The sequence below is a fragment of the Spirillospora sp. NPDC049652 genome (assembly GCF_040675125.1).
Taxonomy (GTDB): Bacteria; Actinomycetota; Actinomycetes; order Streptosporangiales; family Streptosporangiaceae; genus Spirillospora.
The window spans coordinates 1-15,850 of record NZ_JBFAOF010000072.1 but is presented as its reverse complement, the minus strand read 5'-3'; the positions used below and the strand labels follow the sequence as shown (position 1 = coordinate 15,850).

General features: G+C 71.0%; 15 protein-coding genes. 13 read left to right on the top strand and 2 right to left on the bottom strand.

Annotated elements, in window-relative coordinates; genetic code table 11:
* From AB0J52_RS07970 to AB0J52_RS07945, 6 genes are all read left to right on the top strand, one after another.
* Window positions 1-972 (top strand): MMPL family transporter (locus AB0J52_RS07970; RefSeq protein ID WP_500180818.1); only part of this gene is annotated, 972 nt, incomplete at its 5' end.
* A gap of 125 nt (window positions 973-1,097) precedes the next feature.
* Window positions 1,098-2,627: an SDR family oxidoreductase gene (locus AB0J52_RS07965; RefSeq protein ID WP_500180817.1), complete on the top strand. Its 1,530-nt coding sequence runs from the start codon at window positions 1,098-1,100 to the stop codon at window positions 2,625-2,627.
* 58 nt (window positions 2,628-2,685) lie between these two features.
* Entirely contained in the window at window positions 2,686-3,606 is a 921-nt protein-coding gene (locus AB0J52_RS07960; RefSeq protein ID WP_500180816.1) for an MBL fold metallo-hydrolase, read from the top strand.
* Between the two features lie 82 nt (window positions 3,607-3,688).
* Complete coding sequence (locus tag AB0J52_RS07955) at window positions 3,689-4,414, top strand: DUF981 family protein (protein ID WP_500180815.1); 726 nt, start codon at window positions 3,689-3,691, stop codon at window positions 4,412-4,414.
* 104 nt (window positions 4,415-4,518) lie between these two features.
* Window positions 4,519-5,085: an NUDIX hydrolase gene (locus AB0J52_RS07950; RefSeq protein ID WP_500180814.1), complete on the top strand. Its 567-nt coding sequence runs from the start codon at window positions 4,519-4,521 to the stop codon at window positions 5,083-5,085.
* A 165-nt stretch (window positions 5,086-5,250) separates the two neighbouring features.
* Window positions 5,251-7,380: a hypothetical protein gene (locus tag AB0J52_RS07945; RefSeq protein WP_500180813.1), complete on the top strand. Its 2,130-nt coding sequence runs from the start codon at window positions 5,251-5,253 to the stop codon at window positions 7,378-7,380.
* 43 nt (window positions 7,381-7,423) lie between these two features.
* Here AB0J52_RS07945 and ctaD read toward each other — a convergent pair whose 3' ends face one another.
* Complete coding sequence (gene ctaD, locus AB0J52_RS07940; RefSeq protein ID WP_500180812.1) at window positions 7,424-9,088, bottom strand: aa3-type cytochrome oxidase subunit I; 1,665 nt, start codon at window positions 9,086-9,088, stop codon at window positions 7,424-7,426.
* Between the two features lie 276 nt (window positions 9,089-9,364).
* On the opposite strand from ctaD, the gene AB0J52_RS07935 reads away from it, so the two are divergent.
* The 6 genes from AB0J52_RS07935 to AB0J52_RS07910 all read left to right on the top strand — a co-directional run bounded on the left by AB0J52_RS07935 (window position 9,365) and on the right by AB0J52_RS07910 (window position 15,028).
* Window positions 9,365-10,345, top strand: coding sequence for a TY-Chap domain-containing protein (locus AB0J52_RS07935; protein WP_500180811.1), 981 nt, complete (start codon window positions 9,365-9,367; stop codon window positions 10,343-10,345).
* 166 nt (window positions 10,346-10,511) lie between these two features.
* On the top strand, window positions 10,512-11,168 hold the full coding sequence (locus AB0J52_RS07930) for a DNA/RNA non-specific endonuclease (RefSeq protein ID WP_500180810.1): 657 nt from the start codon (window positions 10,512-10,514) through the stop codon (window positions 11,166-11,168).
* 102 nt (window positions 11,169-11,270) lie between these two features.
* The gene (locus tag AB0J52_RS07925; RefSeq protein ID WP_500180809.1) at window positions 11,271-11,969 is read left to right on the top strand and encodes an NUDIX hydrolase; all 699 of its coding nucleotides are present in this window, start codon (window positions 11,271-11,273) and stop codon (window positions 11,967-11,969) included.
* 67 nt (window positions 11,970-12,036) lie between these two features.
* A complete protein-coding gene (locus tag AB0J52_RS07920; RefSeq protein WP_500180808.1) occupies window positions 12,037-12,558 on the top strand; it encodes a hypothetical protein in 522 nt (173 codons plus the stop codon).
* A 23-nt stretch (window positions 12,559-12,581) separates the two neighbouring features.
* Window positions 12,582-14,180, top strand: coding sequence for an AbeC-like domain-containing protein (locus AB0J52_RS07915; RefSeq protein WP_500180807.1), 1,599 nt, complete (start codon window positions 12,582-12,584; stop codon window positions 14,178-14,180).
* Window positions 14,177-15,028, top strand: coding sequence for a 5'-methylthioadenosine/S-adenosylhomocysteine nucleosidase family protein (locus AB0J52_RS07910; RefSeq protein ID WP_500180806.1), 852 nt, complete (start codon window positions 14,177-14,179; stop codon window positions 15,026-15,028). Before AB0J52_RS07915 ends, AB0J52_RS07910 begins: the two co-directional genes overlap by 4 nt.
* Before the next feature lie 24 nt (window positions 15,029-15,052).
* Here AB0J52_RS07910 and AB0J52_RS07905 read toward each other — a convergent pair whose 3' ends face one another.
* Window positions 15,053-15,583 carry a MarR family winged helix-turn-helix transcriptional regulator gene (locus tag AB0J52_RS07905; protein WP_500180805.1) on the bottom strand — a complete coding sequence of 177 codons (531 nt, stop codon included), beginning with the start codon at window positions 15,581-15,583 and terminating at the stop codon, window positions 15,053-15,055.
* 126 nt (window positions 15,584-15,709) lie between these two features.
* On the opposite strand from AB0J52_RS07905, the gene AB0J52_RS07900 reads away from it, so the two are divergent.
* On the top strand, window positions 15,710-15,850 hold a 141-nt coding region (locus AB0J52_RS07900; protein ID WP_500180819.1), incomplete at its 3' end, for an NAD-dependent epimerase/dehydratase family protein.

Below are 15,850 nucleotides of genomic sequence, written 5' to 3'. Positions count from 1 at the left end.
CTCACCCTGCGGCTGGGCGCGCCCGCCAACGACTCGCTCGCCTCCACCGGCGGCCCGGCCGCCAAGGCGCTCCACCGGCTCGAACGGTCCGGCATCGGCGCCGGGCTCGTCCGTCCGGTCGAGGTGCTCACCGGCAGCCCCGCGCAGGTCCGCGACGCCGTCGCCAGACTGCCCGGCGTCGCCGGAACCGGCGGCTTCGCCGATACCAGGACGGCCCGGTCCGGCGGCCCGGCCTCCGTGGTCGACGTCTGGACCCGCCAGGACCCGGCCACCCCGTCCGGCGCGGCGGCGGCCGACCGGGTCCGCTCCGCCGCCGAGCGCACCGGCGCGGACGCCGGCGGGATCACCGCGCAGGACGACGACTTCATCGAGGCCGTCTACGGCAACGCGTGGTGGGTGCTCGCCCTCATCATCGTGGTCACGCTGCTGCTGCTCACCCGCGCGCTGCGCTCGGTCGTCCTGCCGCTGAAGGCCCTCGCGCTCAACGTCGTCTCCCTCGCGGCCGCCTACGGGGTGACCGTCCTGATCTGGCAGCACGGCGTCGGCGTGCGGACGCTGTTCGGGCAGACGGCGTCCGGCGCGATCACCATCTGGGTGCCCATCGCCGTCTTCGCCTTCCTGTTCGGGCTGTCCATGGACTACGAGGTGTTCCTGCTGGCCCGCATCCGCGAGGAGCACGACCGCGGCCTGTCCACGGACGACGCCACCGTCACCGGTCTCAGCCGCACCGGACGGCTGGTCACCTCCGCCGCCCTCATCCTGTTCCTGGCGTTCGTCTCCCTCTCCCGGGTGCCCTCGACCGACGTCAAGATCCTCGCCACCGCGCTCGCGCTCGGCATCATCATCGACGCCACCCTCATCCGCGGCGTCCTGGCCCCGGCGCTGGTCGCCGCCCTCGGCGAGGCGAACTGGCGCTTCCCCTGGCCGCGTGGTTCCTCCGGCCGGTCCCGAGGAGGAGCAAAACCGCGTTGACCTGCGCTTGCGTCCTCCGGGCCCCGGGTACGGGCCCGTCTGACGGCACCGGGGGACGACGCCCGGAACAGGACCGACCTTCAGCGCGGCGGACGGCGGAGCGCCGGCCGCATCGGGGACAGGCGATGGACAGCGACACACCCGCCGAGAACGCGACCGGGCGACTCTGCCTGGTCACGGGCGCCAGCGGCTACATCGGCGGCCGCCTGGTGCCCGAACTGCTGGACGCCGGGTACCGGGTGCGCTGCATGGCCCGCTCGGCCCGGCGGCTGCGCGACCATCCGTGGGCCGGCCGGGTCGAGATCGCCGAGGCCGACGCGACCGACCCGGAGTCGACCCGCCGCGCCCTGGACGGCGTGGACGTCGCCTACTACCTGATCCACGCGATCGGCGGCCGGGGCGGGTTCAGCGAGACCGACCGCCGCGCCGCCCGCACCTTCGCGGACGCGGCCCGGGACGCCGGGGTGGGACGGCTGGTCTACCTGGGCGGCATGGCCCCCGAGGAGGAGCTGTCCGCGCACCTGCGGTCCCGCGCCGAGGTCGGCCGGATCATGTTGGACGCCGGCGTGCCCGCCGTCTGGCTGCGCGCGGCGGTGATCATCGGATCGGGCTCGGCGTCGTTCGAGATGCTCCGGTACCTGACCGAGCGGCTGCCGGTGATGGTGACCCCGCGCTGGGTGCGCTCGCGCATCCAGCCGATCGCGATCCGGGACGTCCTGCACTACCTGGTCGCGTCCGCCGGGCTGCCCGCCCACGTCAGCCGGGGCTTCGACATCGGCGGCCCGGACGTGCTCACCTACCGGGACATGATGCAGCGGTACGCCGCCGTCGCCGGGCTGAGGCGCCGCCTCATCATCCCGGTTCCCGTGCTCAGCCCCTGGCTGTCGAGCCTGTGGGTCGGCGCGATCACGCCGGTCCCCGGGCGCCTGGCGCGGCCGCTGGTGGAGTCGCTGCGCAACGAGGTGATCTGCCGTGAGCACGACATCGCCCGGTACGTCCGGCCGCCGGACGACGGGCCGGCCGGGTTCGAGCAGGCCGTGGAGCTGGCGCTGCGGCGCGTCCGGCAGGCGGACGTCGCGACGCGCTGGTCGTCGGCGAGCCTGCCCGGCGCGCCGAGCGACCCGCTGCCCACCGACCCGGACTGGGCGGGCGGCAGCCTCTTCACCGACGAGCGCGCCTGCGAGGTGCGGGCCCCGGCCGAGCGGCTGTGGGAGGTCATCGAGGGCATCGGCGGCGAACGCGGCTGGTACTCGTTCCCGCTCGCCTGGAGCGTCCGCGGCGTCCTGGACCGCCTGGTGGGCGGCGTCGGCCTGCGCCGCGGCCGCCGGGACCCGCGCCGCCTCCGGATCGGCGAGACCGTCGACTTCTGGCGGGTGGAGGAGATCGAGCCGGGACGGCTGCTGCGGCTGCGCGCCGAGATGCGGCTGCCCGGCCTGGCCTGGCTCGAACTGGGCATGACCGAGCACGACGGCCGCGTCCGCTACACCCAGCGCGCCCTGTTCCACCCGCGCGGCCTTCCCGGCCACCTCTACTGGTGGGCCTTCAAGCCGTTCCACGACCGGATCTTCGGCGGCATGTGCCGGGGAGTCGCCCACGCCGCCGAGCAGGCGGCCGATCGGACCCGTCCCCGCGAGCCCAGCACCACCACGCGCTGAAGCGGGCGAGTCCCGCGGGCGTTCGGCGGGCAGCGGCGGCAGGCGGGATCATGCTCGTATGAGAATGCCGTTCGGCCGTCCGAGCCTGCGCCCCTACCGCGACCTCCGGGAACCGGCCCGAGCCTCCTCGGACGGGCTGAGCGCCCGCTTCCTGGGGACGAGTTCGGTGCTGCTGGACGACGGGGAGACCAGCGTCCTCTGCGACGGGTTCGTCACCCGGCCGGGCCTGCTGCGCGTGGGTCTCGGGAAGATCGCGCCGGACCGGACGCTCGTCCGCGCGGCCGTCGAGCGGCTGGGAGCCCACTCGCTCAGCGCGGTGTTCTGCGCGCACTCCCACTACGACCACGCGCTGGACGCTCCGGTGTGGTGCTTGGAGACCGGCGCGGACCTGGCCGGTTCGGAGTCCACGGCCAACATCGGGCGCGGTCTCGGCGTCCCGTCCTCGTCCTTGCGGGTGGTCGCGGACGGCGACACGCTCACCTACGGACGCTTCGGGCTGACGTTCGTCGAGTCCGCGCACAGCCGGGGCGACCACTTCCCGGGGACCGTCGGAACGCCGCTGGTTCCGCCCGCCCGGGCGAAGGCGTGGCGGACCGGCGAGGCCTTCTCCGTGCTGGTCACGCATCCGCTCGGCCGGATACTGCTGCACGCCAGCGCCAACTTCCGGCCCGGCATGCTGACCGGCCGGCGCGCCGACGTGGTCTACCTGAGCATCGGCGCATTGGGGAAGCAGTCCCCCGAGTTCGTGCGCCGGTACTGGGACGAGGTCGTGGGTGCGACCGGGGCGCGGCGGGTCGTCCTCACCCACTGGGACGACTTCTTCACCGGACTGCACCGGCCGCTCCGCCCGATGCCGCGTCTCGCGGACCGTGTCGACTCCGCCCTCGGCATGCTCCTGCCGCTGGCCGGGCGGGACGGCGTCGAGGTCCGGTTCCCGACGGCCTGGCAGCCCGTCCATCCGCTGGACGGCATGCCCTGACCTGCGGGAAGGCTGGCCGGCGGAACGAGCAGACCCCACCCCTGTCGTCACTGTCGATAATCGCCTTGCTACCGTGAGCGACATGATTGATCTTGCTCTGGTGGGGTCGGCGCCCGACCTGAAGATCGACTGGACCCGGATGCCGACGTACAACACGATCATGGCGGTCGCGGCGGGGGCCGGGCTGCTGCTGGTCGTCGGACTGGGCCGCCGGCTCCTGCGCCCGCAGCTCCGGATCGAGACCGCGGGCTGGGGGCTGGCGTTCGGGGCGCTCGGCCTCATCCTGACCCTCACCGGCCTGCACATGACGCTCACCTGGCCGCTGGCCGGGCAGGGCTTCCCGTTCGACAACATCGTCTTCGGCGAGCCCGCGCTGGCGTTCGGGGCGATGATGCTGATGGCGGCGCTCTTCCTCTGGAAGCGGGGCGAGGCGCTCAACGAGGTCCCGGCCCGGGGCGAGGTGGCGGCACGGCTGGCGGGACCGATCTCGGTGTTCGTGTTCGGCATGGGGCTGGCGTGCTTCGGCATCGCCGCGGCGGGCTGGAAGTACCAGCTGTTCGCCGCTCCGCCCCAGGAGCCGATCTCGGGGAAGTTCGCCGAGCACCCCTGGCTGGAGGCGACCTTCATCTCCGTCCTGTACGTGCTGGTCGGCATCGGCGCGGTGCTCTTCCCGTTCGTCCTGCGCAGGCCGCTGGCGTGGCTGGCCACGGTCGTGGGCGTGGTGTGGGCGATCGCCGGCGTGCTGTTCCTGCTCTTCGGCGCGCTCAACTACTTCACGCACATCGGGCTGATCATCAACACCACCTGAGCCCCGGCGGGCGTCCGGGGGCGGCCATGGCGGAGGATGGCGTGCGACGCCGCCGTCCGTTCCAGCCATGACGGCGCCGGACCACCAGGAGCTGACCGACCACCATGACGGCACCGAACGTCCCGCCACCCTTCTCGCCCGCCGCCGCGCCGACCGTCGCCACGCCGACCGCAGGCGGCCCGCCCCAGGACGAACTCGCGGCGGGCGGCTGGTACGGCACCTGGATGGCGCCCCACATGCTGCTGCGCCGGGACGACGGCGCGGTGCTGCTGCTCCGCCGCGCCAACACCGGATACGCGGACGGGTGGCTCGCTCCCCCGGCGGGCCGGATCGAACCCGGCGAGGACGTCCTGTCGGCCGCGATCCGCGAGACCGCCGAGGAGGTCGGCGTCCGGGTCGAGCCGGGCGACGCGCGGTTCGTCCACGTCATGCACCGGTACGCCGACAGCATGCCCGGCCCGTGCCACGCGGTGAACGACTACTACTTCACCGCCACCCGCTGGACGGGCCGTCCCCGCGTCGCCGAGCCGGACAAGTGCTCGGAGGTGCTGTGGGCCGACCCCGCCTCACTGCCGCCCAAGGTGCTGCCGCACGTGGTGCGGGCGCTGGCCGCCGTCGAGCGCGGGGAACACTTCAGCACGCACAACTGGCCTGTTCCGGCCGGAGAATGACGAGGTTGCGCATCGCCTGCGGGAAACCGGAGAAACAGGCGATTTATTCGATCATGCCTTTGCGGGACAATGAATAGGAACGTCCGGGAAACGGGCGGACGTGACGGCCGCCGGCGGGCGCCGAGCCCGGCCGGAGGGCGCCCTCACCTAAGGAGGTGGCGGGCGATGGCGCTGGTCGAAGCGGAGTTCGAGGAAGGGCTGTTCCGCACCGTCCTGCTGCTCATGCTCACCGAGTCGCCCATTCCGGCGCCGACGTTCCGCGGGCTTCCCGAAGGGCGGCTGATCACCGGTATCGACTGGACCGTCAGGATCACCCTGGACGCCACCCCGGACGGCTCTCCCCCGCCCGCCAACACCATGACCGCCCGCGCCGAGGGCACGGTCCGGCACCTGTCGATCGCCGAGCTGGAGGCCGACCCGCACGCGCCGGAGACCGCGACGCCGGCGGTGTTCTGGCTCCACCTGTGGGTGCTGGGCTCGGGACTGGTGATCGACCTGCGGAGCGTCGACCTCGCCGGGCAGGGCCCGCAGGACGTCGGCCACCGGCTCTGGCGGTTCGGGCTGGACCTCGACGAGGTCCAGATCGTGGACGGCGCCCTCCACCACGCGGACGGCTACGTGACGCTGCTGTTCTCGACGACGGGCACCGACGACCTGTCCGCCCCGTCCGTCCACCACCTGGACGACCCCGCGCACACCGACAGCACCTTCCTCGTGCGCCTCTCGGGCGAGCTCTTCCGGGACGCCCTGGTCGGCCAGCTGAACCGGCAGCTCACGCCGCCGCCCCACGGCACCGAGGTCGAGGAGTCCCCGCACGGCGCGTGGGGGAACTGGGCGCCGGGGCTCGGCTGGGAACCCGACTGGGCCTGGGCGGCCGTGGCCAACTGCGGGCTGGTGAAACCGGACGCCTGCCCCGCCCTGTTCGGGCCGGTGGACGTGTCCGTCGAGGTCACCGCCTACCTGTCGATCCGCGTCGTGCCGCCGCCGGCCGCCGATCCGCAGCATCCCGGCGGCCCCGCGCCGAGCGGCCCACCGCCGGACGGACCGCCGCCGGACCCGCCGAAGACGGAACTCGAACAGACCCTGCGGCTGTCCGGCGACGCGTCGGACTGGGACGCGTTCCGCTGCTTCCTCGGCACCGGCGGCATCGGCGGGCTGCTCCTCGGAAGCCTCACCAACCCCGTCGTGGGGATCGTCGCCGGCGTGGCGGGCCTGGTCGCGCTGGGCGACTTCATCCGCGGGCAGGTGCAGGAGGAGATCCAAGGCGTGGACGCGGCGACCTTCACGCGCATCGCCACCGACGACGACGGCGTCACCTACCAGCGGCGCACCCCGCTCCCGAAGGTCATGCAGGGGCCGGACGCGCCCGCCTGGAGCATCGGCCGGGACGGCCTCATGATCAGCCGCCGGCCCGTCGTGCTGCCCGCGCACCACGTCCCCGACTTCCAGCCCCCGCCGGGGCCGCTGCCCGGGACCTGGGGAGGCGGCCGGTACGACTGCGGCACCGGGCAGTGGCTACCGGACACCAGGTACACCCTGGTGCCCGTGTCGCTGGCCGACCGGGTGCTGGCCGTCACCCAGCACCTGCTCGACACCGAGATCGAGGTCTTCTCCGCGCTGGCCCTCCCCGCGGGGCAGTGGATGCTGACGCGGTTCACGGCGCAGGAGCACCCGCCGAACCCCCAGGTGATGGTGTCGTCCAACGGCACCCCGGCGGCGGGCGCGACGGGACGCCTCTACGTGCACACCAACGCCGGGCTCGCGCGCTACGAGCTCGGTCCCGTCCCGGCGCTCGGCCCACCGACGCCGGAGCGGCTCCAGGTGGAGAAGATCGCGTGTGCCAAACAGACCGTCAGGGCACTGAGGGCGCAGGGAGACCCGGGCCGGCCGGCCCTCGCCGCCGCCCTGATCGCGTTGGACGGATTGCTGGCCGAGGCCGGCCGGATCTCCGAAGCGGTGATGACGATGGAAGAAGCCGTGCAGACCTACCGCGACATCTCGGCGTCGCCTCCCGACAACGCCGACTACCTCAACAGCCTGATCGCCTCGCTCTACATCCTGGCGGCCCGGTACAGCGAGGCCGGGCAGCGGAACAAGAGCGCCGGGCTCGGCGACGAGGCCGTGAAGGCCGCCGCGCGGGTGGAGAACGCGGGCGCGAGCCCGGACGTCCGCAGGAACGTCGCGAGCAACCTCGACCAACTCTCCGGCTACCTGCCGTCCGCCGACGAGGCCGTCCGCGTCGCGGAGAAGGCCACCGCCATGTTCCGCGCCCTGGCAGGCCCCGGCTCCGCGTAGCGGGCCGGGCGGACGCCACGGACTCCTGCCGGCGTCGGACCGACTAGGTGGTGTCGGTGCGGGTGGCCACGACTCCCTCGTGCGGGTGGTGCAGGTCGAACGCCGGGCGCTCCGACCTGATCTGCGGGATGGAGAGGAAGTTGTGCCGAGGGGGCGGGCACGAGGTCGCCCACTCCAGGGAGTTGCTGTAGCCCCAGGGATCGTTGACCAGCACCCACGGCGCGCGCTTGTGGGTGATGTAGATGTTGAACAGGAACGGAATGAGTGAGATTCCGAGCAGGAAGGAGAAGAACGACGACGTCGCGTTCAGCCCCTCGAACTGCGACGGGTAGTCGGCGTACCGGCGCGGCATTCCCTCGGCACCGAGCCAGTGCTGGATGAGGAACGTGCCGTGGAAGCCGATGAACAGCATCCAGAAGTGTATTTTGCCGAGCCGGTCGTTGAGTTTCTTGCCGGTGAACTTCGGCCACCAGAAGTAGAAGCCCGCGAACATCGAGAAGACGACGGTGCCGAAGACCGTGTAGTGGAAGTGCGCGACGACGAAGTAGGAATCCGAAAGCTGGAAGTCCATCGGCGGGGACGCGAGAATGACGCCGGTCAGGCCGCCGAAAAGGAAGGTGACCAGGAAGCCCAGCGACCACAGCATCGGAGCCTCGAACGTCAGCTGGCCCCGCCATATCGTCCCTGCCCAGTTGAAGAACTTCACCCCCGTGGGCACCGCGATGAGCAGGGACATGAAGGAGAAGAAGGGCAGCAGGACCCGGCCGGTGACGAACATGTGGTGCGCCCACACGGTGATGGACAGGCCCGCGATGGAGACCGTGGCGAAGACCAGGCCGATGTAGCCGAAGACCGGCTTGCGGCTGAACACCGGCAGGATCTCGGTCACGATCCCGAAGAAGGGCAAGGCGATGATGTACACCTCTGGATGGCCGAAGAACCAGAAGAGGTGCTGCCAGAGCAGCGCCCCGCCGTTGGCGCCGTCGTAGACGTGCGCGCCGAACTTGCGGTCGGCCTCCAGCGCCAGCAGCGCCGCGGCCAGGACCGGGAACGCCAGCAGGACCAGGATGGACGTCAGCAGGACGTTCCAGGTGAAGATCGGCATTCGGAACATCGTCATGCCGGGCGCCCGCATGCACAGGATCGTGGTGATGAAGTTGACCGCGCCCATGATCGTGCCGAAGCCCGACATGGCGAGCCCCATCACCCACATGTCGCCGCCGATGCTCGGTGAGCGCACGGCGTCCGAGAGCGGGGTGTAGGCGGTCCAGCCGAACGACGCGGCCCCGTTGGGGGTCAGGAAGCCCAGCACCGCGATCAGGCTGCCGAACAGGAAAAGCCAGTAAGCCAGCATGTTCATGCGCGGGAACGCGACGTCCGGCGCGCCGATCTGCAGCGGCATGATGACATTGCTGAATCCGGCGAACAGCGGGGTCGCGAACATCAGCAGCATGACCGTGCCGTGCATGGTGAACAACTGGTTGAACTGCTCGTTGCCGAAGATCTGGAGACCGGGCCTGACCAGTTCGGCGCGGATGAGAACGGCCAGGATCCCGCCGAAGAGGAAGAAGGAGAACGAGGTGATCAGGTAGAGGTACCCGATCTTCTTGTGGTCGGTCGTCGACAGCCAGTCGGCCACCAGCCTGCCCTTGGACGTCCGGGCTTGCGGAACTGCGGCATGCGCGGGCTCTGCGGTTCTCATATCCATCCGGTGGGCTCGGGTGCTCTCACGGCTCGCCTTGACGGCGTCGTCGTGAAAGGTCTACCAGGAGGCGAAGCGGAGCCAACGTTCCGGCGGGTAAATAATCATGCCGAAATGGCCATGAACTGGCATTGCGGCGGACCGCGCCCTCAGCACGGACCCCGAGTCGGCGGCAGCGGCGAACGCGGGGACCTTTCAGGCGCATAGCGGCTATATCCGTCATAGTGCCCTTGAGGCGGTTTCAACCTCGCCGGGCGGTCGCGGTCGATAAGATCATCCGCCATGGCCCCCACCGACGACCAGGTCCGCGAACTCGTCCGCCGGTTCACCGCGCTCGACATGACCGGATGGGACGACCCGGCGTTCGACCGCGCCCTCGCCCGTCTCGGCTGGCAGCCGACGCCCGACGCCGGCCGCCAAGGGGTGCGGTCCGAGGAGTACGACACCGGCCTCGGGACGGGACGCGCACGCGTCGCCCGGCATGGCGCAGACGACGGCGAGACCGGACTCCACGTCCGCGTCGGAGAGGGCGACGAACTCTTCCTTCGTGTGCGCTCGGCGCTCGTGGACGAGTTGGGCGCTCCGTCGATCATGCGGGGCCCCGGGCCACTGCTGCGGTGGCGCGGTCCCGTCCGGCTACTGGAACTGGAGCGGATACATGACGGGGTGCACCTGTCGGTCCGTCCCACCGAGGCCGTCGAGAACGACGAGTACCGCACGGCGAAGTGGGCGGAGCCCGAGGACGGCCTCGGCAGGCTCGGCTACTGGCAGGTGGTCGGCAGCGGACCCGACCTGGACGGGCTGCTGATCCCGGGCGGCTACTGGGCCGACGACTGGACGGAGTTCGAGGGGCGGCTGGCGACGACGCTCCGGTCGGTCGTCGAGGACTTCCGGCTCATGGACTTCCCCACCTACTTCACCGTGGTCGTGCACGCCTCGGACCACCACTTCGTCCAGTGGACGACCGACCGCGACTGGACGCTGCACCTCGAAGCGGCCCTCACCGGCGACCCCGGTTCCGCCTGGGCGGACGCCATGACCGGGCTGGGCTGGCAGATCCCGGACCTTCCGGACGACTTCTCCTGTGCGACCCGCGAGTTCCCGACGCTCGGACCTGAGGAGGCGGAACGAGCGGCGCGCATGCTCGTCGGTGCCCTGCGCTCGTACGGCGTCGCCTACGAGGACCTCTGGCACCAGGTCATCTCGCCCGACCTCGACCTGCTCGGCATCGGCATCCCGTCCCGCCGGGGCGGCCGCGTCTGACGCCGGCCGCGCACCGGCCCGCATCCATACTTCGCATTTCCACACATAGACGTACATAAGTGCATGTAGAACCTCGATAGCGCCATACCCCGGTTGTCAGGCTTGGGGTGATTTGTGTTTTCCTTCTCGGCGGACGTTCCGCTCCCCCCGTCGAAAGGAAACGCCCGTGACCCGAGCACGAGCCGCGCTCGCCCTGGCCGCCGTCGCCGCCGCCGCGACGGCCTGCACCTCCTCCGCGGGCGCCGCTCCGCACTCGAAGGCGGGCGAGGCCGCCTCGTCCACGCGGGTGGACCAGGTGCCGTGCGCCGAGCACCTCAAGCCGAACGCGACCTACCACGCGAACGGCGCGAGCTACTACACCGACGCCCAGGGCCGTCCCGAGCGCGCCGAGGCCACGAACCTCAGGTCGAGCGTCGCCGACCGCGGCAGCTGCCAGAGCAAGGCCGGGCACATGTCCGGGACGACCGGCTACGACGGCGGGCACCTCATCGCGGCCACGCTGAAGGGCGTGGACGAGCGCTACGACCTCGTCCCGCAGTGGGCCAGCCTCAACCGGGGCCTCTACGAGCGCATGGAGGCGGGCGCCAAGCGCTGCCTGACCAAGCCGGGCGGCCGCATCCCGCACTACCGGATCAAGGTGGCCTACGCCAACGCCAGGACCCTGATCCCCAACCGCTACACCACCGACATCCAGGTCGGCACCAGCGGCCACAGCCCGCAGACCATCAGGCTCACCATGCCCAACCGCGCGCTCACCACGTCCGAGAACACCAGACTGCGCGCCGCCCTCGACAAGGCCCTCACCACCGCCGGCTGCAAGTGACCCCACCCCGAACACCGGCGGGCCGCCCGGCCCGTCCGCCGACCTGAGAACCAGGCGGACGGTCGAGCCGTGGGACGCGTGCCAGTGGTTACGATGGCCAGCGTGTCCTCCTCTCAAGGGCGGCCCTCGGGTGCCTCGGTCGCCGTTGACCTCGTCATCTTCACCGTGCGGGACGACGCCCTCCAGGTTCTGCTGATCAAGCGGGGGAAGGGGCCCTTCCGGGGCGGGCTCGCACTGCCGGGAGGGTATGTCCGGGACGGCGAGGGCCTGCGGGCCGCCGCCGCGCGCGAACTCTTCGAAGAGACCGGAGTGGACTCCGAGCGCCTTCACCTGGAGCAGTTGCGCACCTACGGGGAGCCGGACCGCGACCCTCGCGGACGAGTGTTCAGCGTCGCCTACCTGGCCATGGGACCGAACCTGCCGCTACCCGTGGCCGGGACCGACGCCGCGGAGGCGCTGTGGATGCCGGTCGCCGAAGCCGTGGCCGCCGAGCTGGCGTTCGACCACGCCGCGATCCTCAACGACGGCCTGGAACGTGCCCGCGCGAAGCTGGAGTACTCGACGGTCGCGACCGCGTTCTGCCCGGAGCCGTTCACGGTCGCGGAGCTCAGGCACATCTACGAGGTGGTCTGGGGCCTGCGGCTGGAACCCAGCAACTTCCGCCGCAAGGTGACCCGCGCGGACGGCTTCCTCGTCCCCACCGGCGAGCATCGCAGTTCGGACCTCGGCCGGCCCGCGGCCCTCTACCGGCGCGGCACCGCGACGAGCCTCACCCCGCCGCTGCTGAGGCAGGCGGACTAGAAAAAGTCACCTTGACAAGAAGTCGTCCCCCGAATTACGGTCAAGCTGACCTTAAAGGGGGTTCGATATGTCGTCCCAGCAGGTCTCCCCGCTGCTCGCCCTGGAGTACGAGCAGCTCAAGGAAGAACAGCGCGCCCGGATCGGCACGCGCGACAACCTCGTCTACGCGACGCTCGGCGCGCTCGCACTGATCGTCGGAGCGGTCGTCCAGACCGGATCTCCCCTGCTCCTGCTCCTGGTCCCCCTGGTCTGCGTCACGCTGGGATGGACCTTCCTGGCCAACGACGACCGCATCACGGCCATCGGCGCCTACGTCCGGGAAGTGCTCGGCCCCGAGCTGACCCGGCTGTCCGCCGCCGAGGTCGAACTCTTCGCGTGGGAACGGCGGCACCGCGAGGACGCCGGACGGCCGCTCCGGAAGCTCTGGCAGATATCGGTCAACCTTCTGTTGTTCTGCCTCACGGCGTGCGCGGCCTTGGTCATCGTCTGGAGCTCCCAGAGCGTCCCCATGACCATGCACCTTCTGGCGGGGGCGGAAACCGTCGCCGTCGGGGCGCTCGCCCTCCGAATCGTCACCACGGTCCGCTGAGAACGGGGGTCACCGTGGCGACCATGCAGGCCAGAGTCACCGACACCGAGACCTCGGTGCCCAGGACGAACTTCCGCGACGACTCCTCCACGCGCTACCTGTGCGCGGGCACGTACCTCGACGCGCCTTTCCGGGACTGGGTCCTGAAGAACGTCTATGCCGATACCGGCCGCCGAGTGGCCCCCTCCTACGGCTTCGATGTGGTGCCCGTCCTCATGCATGCGCGCAACGCGTGGCTCTTCGACGCGGCCCAGAACACGTGCCTGACCGCCCTCCTCGCGATCGCGGCCTGGTGCGCGGCGCCGTCCATGGCGCTCCTCGTCACGTGCGCCTACCTGTGGTTCCTCGCGATGAACGTCCGCGGCTACCTGAGGCAACGGATACGCCGCTTCCTCCGGACGCCTCATTCGAGGGACGCCGGGCTGTACCAGGAGTCGATGCACCTGGCCGAAGAGAGGCGCCGCCTGCGCGAGACGCTCACGATCGCCCTCGTGCTCGCCGGGTTCACGGTGGCCCTGACGGCCTGGCTGCAATGGGGGGTCTGGAGGGTACTGCTGGGGACCGCTCCGATCCTGCTCCTCGCCGGTCTCGTGTACGCGGTCGCCGAACTGGGCCGCTTCCACGCGCTTCGCGCCCTCGGGCACCGCGTCGGACCGGTCACCCGCAACAAGAGACTGGCCACGATCGATGACCAGCAGCGCAGCCCGGTGGTCGCCTATGCCGAGGACCCGTTCATCGGCAGCGGCCAGGTCGTGCATTCGTGGGCCTTCACCCAGCACCTCCTGCGGCCTCGGGCCGACGAGGACGGACCAAAGGGAAGCGAGTTCTCCCAACCGCCGTTCCGGACCAGGGAACTGGTGGCGCACATCCGCGCCGACCTGCTCAGGCTCGCGCAGGACAGGGGCGAGGAGACGCAGATCCCCGGACTGGAAGTGGACGACCTTCTCCTGGTCGAAGGGCGGCATCTCGGCCGTTACGAAAGGCTGCTCGCCCACCGGCCCGTCCTCGCCCAGTTCGAGGAGTTCATGGCCGACTCCCGGGCGCCGGGCCGGCACCACCTCGCGTGCCGGGTCATCTCCTGGGGAGGCGAGATCGTCACCACGGTCTACCTCCACACCTCGTTACAAGGCGGACTGCTGACCCTGAAGTACACCATCCATGCGCTCACGCCCACGCTCCCCGCCTTCCAGATGATCGACGCGGTGGGCCGTACGGACGCCATGGCCGCGTCCAGGGCCGCGCTCCGGAAACTGGTCTGTGCGCCACGGGCCCTCCTGGCGCCCCTCGACTTCTGCAAGGCCCTCCGCGATGCGCGCAAGGTCCTCGGCTCGCCGAAGGACAGGACGACCGGCGCCCGGCACAACATCGGCGCGATGGTGAGCGCGCGGGAGCACCTGACCACTCCTCGGGACGGCACCTACTTCCAGGAGCTGGACGTCGCGAAGCACAGCAAGATCATCGAGCGCCGGATCATCTCGTCCGTCGGCGGGTTCCTCAAGGGCAAGGTCCTGACGGATGAGTACGTCGAGCGCACCAACTACATCCTCAACAACGGCGTCCTCAACATGGGCTCCGGCGACATCACCATGGGCGACGGGAACACGGTCGGAGGGATCGCGTGAACATCAACAACGGCGTCCAGAACACCGGTGACGGCTCCATCACCATCGGGAACCACAACCGCATCGGGGGTTCGCCCGGCCGTGAGAACGCGCCGCCGCCGCGGACCGACATCGGCGTCATCACCGTCCTGTCCACGGAGGCCGGTGCCGTGGTCGGCGCCCTCGACGACGTGCGCACGGTCCGGGCCGACGGCGTCCGCTTCCATCGCGGGCAGGTGGGCGACGCCTCCGTCGTGATGGCGCGCACTGAGCGGCAGGGCAACCGGTCCACCGGCATGCCCTTCCAGCTCCTGCGCACGCACTTCGCGCCCGGCGTGATCGTGCTGGTGGGCATCGGCGGCGGGATCCACCGGGACGTTCAGCCGGGCGACGTCGTGATCGGCGAGGAGGTGGTCTACTACGACCGGCGCAAGGAGACGGCCTCCGGGGTGCGGCGCCGGAGCGAGGGACACCAGATCCCGGCCTGGGTCCGCCGCGAGGTGAACGACTTCTTCACCGATCACGGCGAACCCTTCGTCCTGCCATGCGGCAAGGCGAAGGTCCTCGCCGGTCCCGTCGGCTCGGGTGAGGCGGTCGTCGCGGACGCCTCCTCACCGATCCGGCGCCACCTCGCGTCCGTCAACGACAAGACCCTCGCTCTCGACATGGAGGCAGGAGGGCTCGCCCTGGACTTCCACACCCAGACCGGACAGCCGAGAGCCAGGGGGTGGCTGGTCATCCGCGGAATATCCGACAACGCCGACGAGGAGAAGGACGACACCTGCCACCAGGTCGCGGCGAAGAACGCCGCCACCGTCCTGCGGATGCTCATCCCCTGCCTGGCGGAGGGGCTGCGCCATCAGGTGTGAGCAGTCCGCGGATGCCCGGGCGGGTCAGGAGGGGGCGGTGTCGCCGAGGGAGTGGAGGAGGGTGCGGAGGAGGGCGGCGAGGTGGGCCTGGTCGGGGGCTGAGAGGGCGGCCAGGAGGCGGCGTTCGTTGGCGACGTGGTGGTCGAGGACCTCGTTGGTGACGCGGAGGCCCTTGTCCGACAGGGAGATGAGGACGCGGCGGCGGTGGGCGGGGTCGACGCCGCGTTCGACGAGGCCCTTGGCGAGGAGGCGGTCGACGCGGTTGGTGAGGGACGCGGAGCTGACCATGGCGGCGGCGCTGAGGTCGCCCGCGCAGAGGACGTGCGGGGGGCCCGAGCGGAGCAGGGTGGCGAGGACGTCGAACTCCCACGGTTCGAGGCCGTGCCGGGCGAACTCGTCCTTGAGGGCGCGTTCCAGCAGGCGGGACGCGCGGGAGATGCGCCCGACGACGCCCATGGGGGCGCAGTCCGTGTCGGGGCGGACCTGCTTCCACTGGTCCAGGATCGCGTCGACTCCGTCGCGGACGGGGGCCGGGGACTCGGGTCGGTCGGTCACTGCGGGGTCCTTGGGTCGGGGCGGGCGGAGCACCCTCCCAGCCTAACGTTCGCCGTCCAAGAGTTTGACGTCGAAACAAGCATCCGTCTAAAGTTTCGACGCCGAAATCTTTGATGGGAGTGCTTCATGCGAGTTCTGGTCCTCGGCGCGGGCGGCTATGTGGGGTCCGCGCTGACCGAGCGGCTGGTGGAGGCGGGACACGAGGTCGTGGCGCTGGTGCGCTCGCGCCGGCCCGTCGCCGGAGCCGCCGAGGTGCGCGAGGGCGAC